This is a genomic window from Streptomyces sp. NPDC020362 (assembly GCF_040642095.1).
In the GTDB taxonomy this organism is placed as follows: Bacteria; Actinomycetota; Actinomycetes; order Streptomycetales; family Streptomycetaceae; genus Streptomyces.
The window spans coordinates 45,683-52,483 of record NZ_JBFAET010000051.1 but is presented as its reverse complement, the minus strand read 5'-3'; the positions used below and the strand labels follow the sequence as shown (position 1 = coordinate 52,483).

The 6,801-nt window shown below is 70.5% G+C and carries 7 protein-coding genes; 2 read left to right on the top strand and 5 right to left on the bottom strand.

Annotated elements, in window-relative coordinates; genetic code table 11:
- A partial coding sequence (locus tag AB0H32_RS20365; protein WP_361122200.1) for an epoxide hydrolase occupies positions 1–996 on the bottom strand: 996 nt, incomplete at its 3' end.
- A gap of 122 nt (positions 997–1,118) precedes the next feature.
- Between AB0H32_RS20365 and AB0H32_RS20360 the strand changes: the two genes are divergently transcribed.
- The gene (locus AB0H32_RS20360; protein ID WP_361122197.1) at positions 1,119–1,601 is read left to right on the top strand and encodes a VOC family protein; all 483 of its coding nucleotides are present in this window, start codon (positions 1,119–1,121) and stop codon (positions 1,599–1,601) included.
- A gap of 43 nt (positions 1,602–1,644) precedes the next feature.
- On the opposite strand, the gene AB0H32_RS20355 is transcribed toward AB0H32_RS20360, so the two are convergent.
- The 4 genes from AB0H32_RS20355 to AB0H32_RS20340 all read right to left on the bottom strand — a co-directional run bounded on the left by AB0H32_RS20355 (position 1,645) and on the right by AB0H32_RS20340 (position 6,084).
- The gene (locus AB0H32_RS20355; RefSeq protein WP_361122194.1) at positions 1,645–2,520 is read right to left on the bottom strand and encodes an aminoglycoside phosphotransferase family protein; all 876 of its coding nucleotides are present in this window, start codon (positions 2,518–2,520) and stop codon (positions 1,645–1,647) included.
- A gap of 108 nt (positions 2,521–2,628) precedes the next feature.
- Positions 2,629–3,507: a geranyl diphosphate 2-C-methyltransferase gene (locus AB0H32_RS20350; protein WP_361122191.1), complete on the bottom strand. Its 879-nt coding sequence runs from the start codon at positions 3,505–3,507 to the stop codon at positions 2,629–2,631.
- 65 nt (positions 3,508–3,572) lie between these two features.
- Positions 3,573–4,625 (bottom strand): family 2 encapsulin nanocompartment cargo protein terpene cyclase, encoded by a 1,053-nt coding sequence (locus AB0H32_RS20345; protein WP_361122188.1) that lies wholly within the window; start codon positions 4,623–4,625, stop codon positions 3,573–3,575.
- Between the two features lie 16 nt (positions 4,626–4,641).
- On the bottom strand, positions 4,642–6,084 hold the full coding sequence (locus tag AB0H32_RS20340) for a family 2B encapsulin nanocompartment shell protein (protein ID WP_361122185.1): 1,443 nt from the start codon (positions 6,082–6,084) through the stop codon (positions 4,642–4,644).
- Positions 6,085–6,392: 308 nt separating this feature from the next.
- Between AB0H32_RS20340 and AB0H32_RS20335 the strand changes: the two genes are divergently transcribed.
- Positions 6,393–6,801, top strand: a 409-nt coding sequence (locus AB0H32_RS20335) for a VOC family protein (RefSeq protein ID WP_361122182.1), incomplete at its 3' end; no start/stop codon positions are given.

Below are 6,801 nucleotides of genomic sequence, written 5' to 3'. Positions count from 1 at the left end.
CGGCGCGGCCGCGCGGCCCGTGGCGTGCGCGCGTTCGTAGTAGATCCGGGCGGACGAACCGGCGGTCCCGGTCAGCCAGTACAGCATCACGTTGGTCAGCAACAGGTCCCGGTCGACCGCCTCCTCGGGCAGCTCCACCGAGTCCGTCCACTCCCGGAACTTCTCGACGATCCAGGCGAGCTGGCCGACGGGCGAGTCCGTGAGCGCGTACGCCAGGGTCTGCGGCCGCGTGGAGTGCAGCAGGGCGTAGGCGGACGAGTCGCCCGACCAGGCGGACCAGCGGTGCCACGAGGCGAGCGTGCGCTCCCGCTCCTCGGGGCCGAGCGCGGCCAGCTCCTCTCCGGTCGGCTCGCTGGTCGCCTGCGCCCCCGGCAGCAGGTTGAGGTGGACACCGATCACCCGGTCGGGATGGGCGCGGCCCAGCTCTCGGGAGATCATCGCGCCCCAGTCGCCGCCCTGCGCACCGAACCTCTCGTAGCCGAGGCGTCCCATCAGTTCCGCCCACGCGTCGGCGACCCGGCCCGCCTCCCAGCCGGTGTCGGTCGTGGGCCCGGACAGCCCGAACCCGGGGATGCCGGGCACCACGACGTGGAAGGCGTCGGCCGGATCCCCGCCGTGGGCCGCCGGGTCGGCGAGCGGCCCGACGACGTCCAGGAACTCCACGATCGAACCCGGCCAGCCGTGCGTGACGATCAGCGGGGTGGCGTCCGGCTCCGGCGAGCGGACGTGCGCGAAGTGCACATGCGCCCCGTCGACGGTGGTCGTGAACTGCGGCCATTCGTTCAGCCGCGCCTCGGCCGCACGCCAGTCGTACGTGTGCCGCCAGTACCGCACGAGGTCCCGCAGGTACTCCGGCTCCACCCCGTACGCCCAGCCCGCTCCGGGCAGCCCGTCCGGCCAGCGGGTACGGTCGAGGCGGTCGTACAGGTCGTCGAGGTCGCTCTCGGGGATCGACAGGCGGAAGGGCTGAATGCTCTCGACAGGCGAAGAGGTCATGGTCCGGATGCTAGTGCGGGAACACCGCCACCCGGCCGGATCAATTCGGCGGCCCGGCCGATGAGTTTCGGCACGAGGACCGGTCATAGAGGTGACCGCGTTCCACGCTCCAGGAGGTGCTCATGACCACGGACGGATTCACCACGTGTCTCTGGTTCGACGACCAGGCCGAGGAAGCCGCCGACTACTACGTCTCGATCTTCAAGAACTCCAGCGTCGGCCGGGTCGCCCGCTACCCCGAGGGTGCGCCCCGCCCCGCCGGCACCGTGCTGACCGTCGAGTTCACGGCCAACGGCCACAGCTTCGTCGCGCTCAACGGCGGCCCCGAGTTCAGGTTCAACGAGGCGATCTCCTTCCAGATCTTCTGTGAGGACCAGGAGGAGATCGACTACTACTGGACGAAGCTCACCGAGAACGGCGGCGAGCCCGGCCCCTGCGGCTGGCTCAAGGACAGGTACGGGGTCTCCTGGCAGGTCGTCCCCGGCCGTCTGGCCGACCTGATCGGCGACCCGGACCCGGAGAAGGCCTCGCGCACGACCCGGGCCATGCTGGGCATGGGCAAGCTCGACCTCGCCGAGCTGGAGAAGGCGTACGCGGGCGAGTAGCACACGGGATACGCGGGCGACCAGCAAACGGGAGAGGACGCCATCACCCGGCCTCGGCGAGGATCTCCGCGATCACATGCCGGGAGTTCTCGGCCAGCGCCGGGTTGGTGTGCCAGTAGTACGGCAGCTGGATCAGCGAGATCGACAGCGCCCAGCCCCGACCGCGCGCCCACTCGGCGTCGCCCGCGCCCACGGCCGTGCGGAAGATGTCCCGCGCGGCCGCCGGCAGCAGGTTCCAGGCCACGATCAGGTCCACGGCGGGGTCACCGGTCCCGGCACAGCCGAAGTCGATGACGGCGCTCAGCCCTCCGGCGGCGACCAGCACGTTCCCGGGGCACAGATCGCCGTGCAGCCAGGCCGGGGCCCCGTCGTGCTCCGGGACACGCAGTGCCTGCTCCCACAGGCACGTCACCCTGTCCGTGTCGATCCTGCCGGCGAGCTGCTCCAGGGCCGCGCGGGTCGGCGCGTCCCGGGTCGCGAGCGGAACGCCGCGGTGCGCCGGCGGCCCGTCCTGCGGGTCGATCCGGCGCAGCGCGGCCAGGCACGCCCCCAGTTCCCCGGCCAGCCGCTCCGGTTCCTCGACGGCCCCGGCCACCGGATTGCGGCCGTCCAGCCAGCGGTACACCGACCACGGCCACGGGAAGTCCTCGTCCGGCTCGCCGAGACCCACCGGTTCGGGCGTGGCCACCGGCAGACGCGCTCCGAGGCGGGGCAGCCAGCGCTGCTCGTGCGCCACGTCCGCGACCGCACCGGGATGCCGGGGCAGCCGCACCACCAGGTCCTTCCCCAGGCGGAACATCGCGTTCTCCGTGCCCGAGGACGCCAGGCGCCGCACGGGCAGCGACGCCCAGGCGGGAAACCGCCGGGCGATCAGCCTGCCGACCAGCGGGGCATCGATGTCGACCTCGTCCGCACGCATCTTCAGAGCACACATCGGCGCCCATCCAACGGCCTGCCGCCGCCGCTGTCGAACGAAATACCAGGGGCGGTGTCCTGGACACCGCCCCTGCCTGCCGTCTGCCGTTGATCAGACCCGGTCGGCCACGATGAGCAGGTACTGGAAGCTGCCGTTGCGGTACGCGGACAGGAAGGTGTCCTCGATGCCCGTGACCAGGTGGTCCGCCTTCCGGCGCAGGTCCCAGTACGGGATGGTCGCCTCCGTCAGGTCCTGGACGTGCACGGGCACCAGCCGGTTGCGGGCCATCGCGCGGAAGTACGCCGACCGCGGATGGATGTCGCAGATGTAGTGCGCGTTGATCTGCGAGACCTCGCGCGAGGCCTGCCCGTAGGTGTCGTTGTAGCAGCCGGTGATCACCACGTACCGCCCGCCGCGGCGCAGCAGCCGGGCGTGCTCGGCGAACAGCAGCTCCAGCTCGACGTACATGGTGGACTCGTTGTTCCACGACGCCGCGTACGCGCCGGAGGTGAGGCCCGTGTCGAGCATGTTGCGGTGGTGGTAGCGCACCTTGCCGTCGATGCCCCGGGCGCGGGCCTGCTCGTTGGCGAAGTCGGCCTGCTTCGCGGAGATCGTGACGCCGTCGGCGTGGCAGCCGTAGCGCAGATGCGCCGTGACGCTGCCGCCGCCGCGCCCGCAGCCGGCGTCGAAGACCCGGTCGGCGGGGGAGAGCGGCCCGAGGTGGGCGGCGAGCAGCTCGGCCTGTGCGTGCTCCAGCCGGTGCAGTTCGGTGGTGATGGCTTCCCGGCGCAGGTCCGCGTCGGGCTCGTCGAGCACCGACAGGTCGGCGGCCCCGATGCCGTAGTGGTGGTGGTACAGGTCGTCGATCTTCCCGAGTTCCAGGTTGACCGGGTTCTCCTCGGCGTTCCAGTAGTCCGCGACGCGGCTCTGGTAGATGGACTGAGCCGGTACCGGAGCAGGTGCGGTGCGGGCGACGGGGACGGTGGTCAAAGGTGGCTCCTCGTGGCGCGAATTACGGTCTTGACCCGCGGCGATGCTCTGCGGAGCAGGGCAGTTCACCAGTAGTCGGGCAGGTGGTAGCGGTGGGTGTTGGTGGCGTGCCACTCGTGGTTGCCGGACACCCAGGCGGCGAGCCCCTGGACGTAGCGCTCCACGAGCGGCGAGGTCGCGGACAGGACGGCCGACTCCTCCTCGAAGGCCTCCATGATCCGGTTGTGGATCTCGACGGACTTCAGATAGGCGGCCTTCAGCCCGTGGCGTTCGTTGGCGGCGACGACCTGCGGCAGGTTGAGGTGGGTCGGATCGCTCGCCAGCTCCTTGGTGAAGGAGTACAGGTCGTTGACGATGGTGGTGGCGTTGCAGGCCAGCGCGGTGATCCGCTGGATCTCGGGACGGGCGTAGACCTGCTCGGGCAGTTCGTAGCCGTCGACCGCGTCCACGAGCGCCAGGCAGGGCCGGAAGTTGTTGAACTGCCGCATCACCAGGTACTCCCACACGCGCGGCATGTGCCGGGTCTCGGCCCAGGCGGCCTCCGCCAGATAGCCCAGGTGCAGCCGGGCCATGTCGTGCACGAACCGTCCGGTCTGGCTGGGCGTCGCGAAGGCGGCGTAGTCGGTGAGGGCGAAGTGGTAGGAGCGCAGCGGACCGTCGGCCCGCATGCCCTGGCGCCACTCCTCCTCCATCTCCGGGATGCCGTGGTAGGGGTCGATGGCCGACTGGGCCATGATCAGCCGGCCGCCGAGGCCGCGGCGCGCCCCGCCGCGGCCCTCGTCCTCCTCGCAGTAGCAGGAGTCGACGACGTTCTCGGCGAGCAGCAGCTTGCCAGCGACCGTCAGGCGCTCCAGATCGAGGGCCCCCGGATGCTGCAGTACGACGGCCCGCCCGAACTGGAAGCCCGAGAAGTCCCCTGTCCAGGCCTTGGGGAACAGGTCGAGGCCGCGGGCCCAGTCCTCCAGCCGGCGGTCGACCTCGGCGGCCTTGTCCGGGTCGGCGGGTGCGGATGGCTGGTGGTGCAGCCCGGGGATCGCCCCGGTGCGCCGGTCTCTGCGCATGCTCCGGGCGATGTTCGGCGGCCCGGGCAGCCGATAGGAGTCGGTGGGTGTGCTCATGACGTGCTCCAGGCCGTCACTCGGCCGTCCGGCCGATCTGGACGTTCTCCAGGATTCCCGCCGCGTCGGGGACCAGGATGGCGAGTGAGTAGTAGGCCGTGACGAGGTAATTGATGATCGCGGCGCTGTCGATGCCCATGAAACGGACGTTCAGGCCCGGCTGGTACTCCTCCGGGATGCCGGTCTGGTGGAGGCCGACCACGCCCTGGTCGGCCTCGCCGGTGCGCAGCGCGATGATGCTGCTGGTGTGGTCCGCGCTGACCGGGATCTTGCCGCACGGGAAGATCGGCACACCCCGCCAGGCGGGCACCTCGTGACCGTCGACGCTCGCGGTGCCGGGCACCAGGCCCCGCTTGTTGCACTGCCGGAAGAAGGCGGCGATCGCCTTCGGATGGGCGAGGAACACCTTCGTCTTGCGCCGCATCGAGAGCAGTTCGTCCATGTCGTCCGGCGTCGGCGGCCCGGTGAAGGTGCTGATCCGCTGGCCGTAGTCGACGTTGTGCAGCAGCCCGAAGTCGCGGTTGTTGACCAGCTCCCACTCCTGCCGCTCGCGGATCTCCTCCACGGTCAGCCGGAGCTGCTGGGCGGTCTGGTCCATCGGGTCGTTGTAGAGATCGGCGACCCGGGTGTGCACCCGCAGCACGGTCTGGGTGAGGGACAACTCGTATTCGCGCGGGGCCAGTTCATAGTCGACGAAGCCGCCCTGCAGGGTCGGCTCGCCGACATGGCCGGCCTGCACGGGGACGTCCGCCTCGCCCTTGCGGTTCATCGGTTTGAGCTGCTGCTCGACGTAGGCCTGCAGATGCGCGGCGAGGGACGGCACGCGATCGGTGAACTCCTCGACGACGCCCCAGGGCAGAGCCAGTACCACGCCCGCCGTCTCCGCCCGGACCGACGTGAGCCACAGCGGATCGGACTGGCCGACCGCCTCGTCGCCCATCTGGTCGCCGTCGGAGACGACTCCGACGACCTCCTCCTCGCCGTACTTGCCGGCCGCGTACCGGGTGAACCGGCCGTGGACCACCAGGTAGGCCTCCGTGACCGGCTGCCCGGCCTCGAACAGCACCTGGCCCGGGCGCACCTCCCGGGACTGGAATCGGGTGGCGATCTCCCGCAGCACGTCCAGGTCGGGGTAGCCGCGCAGGATCGGCAGCTCGGTCAGTGTCTCCGGGATGACCCTGATGTCGTCGGCGCCGTTCTGCTCGAAGTGCACGCGCCCGCGACCGGTCCGCAGCTGCAGACGCCGGTTGACCCGGTAGGCGCCGCCCCTGACGTCCACCCACGGAAGGGTCTTCAGCAGCCATCGCGAGGTGATGGCCTGCATCTGCGGTTCGGACTTGGTGGTGGTGGTGAGCTGGCGGGCCGCCGTGGTGCTCAGGCTGGTGAGCTGCCCGTCGGCCGAGGGCACGGGGTCGGGTTCGTCGACTGCGGAACCGGTGGCGATGTCCGGAGTGGACACATTCCCTCCTGCGAAGAGGCGGACACGGGTGATGAGGATCGGTCGGTGGTGCACGGGGTGCCGGTGCGCTCCGACCAGCCAAACAGGACGCGTGATCCGCGGGTACAGCGTGAAAGGGGCGCTTTTGATCTCCGTGTGGTGCAAACCCGTTGGTGACGGCGTTGCGCGCTGCAGCCGGTGATCGCACGCCGGTCTCCTGCCCCCGCGCCCGGGTTTGGCGGCGCGGTGACCGTTCGGCGCGCGGGTGGACCACAAGGTGACTAGCGTGATGTACGGGGACAATTCATCCGACCGGGAGGGTCCGGACCATGGCCGTGCAACCTGAAGGAACGCCCTGCTGGGCCGATGCGATGTTCAGCGACCTGGAGGGCGCCAAGCGCTTCTACGGCGACGTCCTCGGCTGGACCTTCGGCGAGTCGTCGTCGGAGTACGGCAACTACACCCAGGCCTATGCGAACGACAAGGCGGTGGCCGCCGTCGTACCGCCCATGCCCGGCCAGGAGGGACAGTCGCAGTGGTGTCTGTACTTCGCCTCGCCGGACGCCGCCGCTACCGCGGCGAAGATCCGGGACAACGGCGGTGAGGTGCTCATGGAGCCGATGCAGGTCGGCGAGTTCGGCACGATGTGCCTGGCCCGGGAGCCCAGCGGGGCCGTGTTCGGGCTCCAGCGGCACCTCGTTCGGCACCCGGTCCTCCTGGGGCGACTGGAGCGGCGCC

Coding starts and splice junctions, on each gene's coding strand:
- AB0H32_RS20355 (WP_361122194.1), bottom strand. CDS start 2,520: ATGCGTGCGGACGAGGTCGACATCGATGCCCCGCTGGTCGGCAGGCTG.
- AB0H32_RS20360 (WP_361122197.1), top strand. CDS start 1,119: ATGACCACGGACGGATTCACCACGTGTCTCTGGTTCGACGACCAGGCC.
- AB0H32_RS20345 (WP_361122188.1), bottom strand. CDS start 4,625: ATGAGCACACCCACCGACTCCTATCGGCTGCCCGGGCCGCCGAACATC.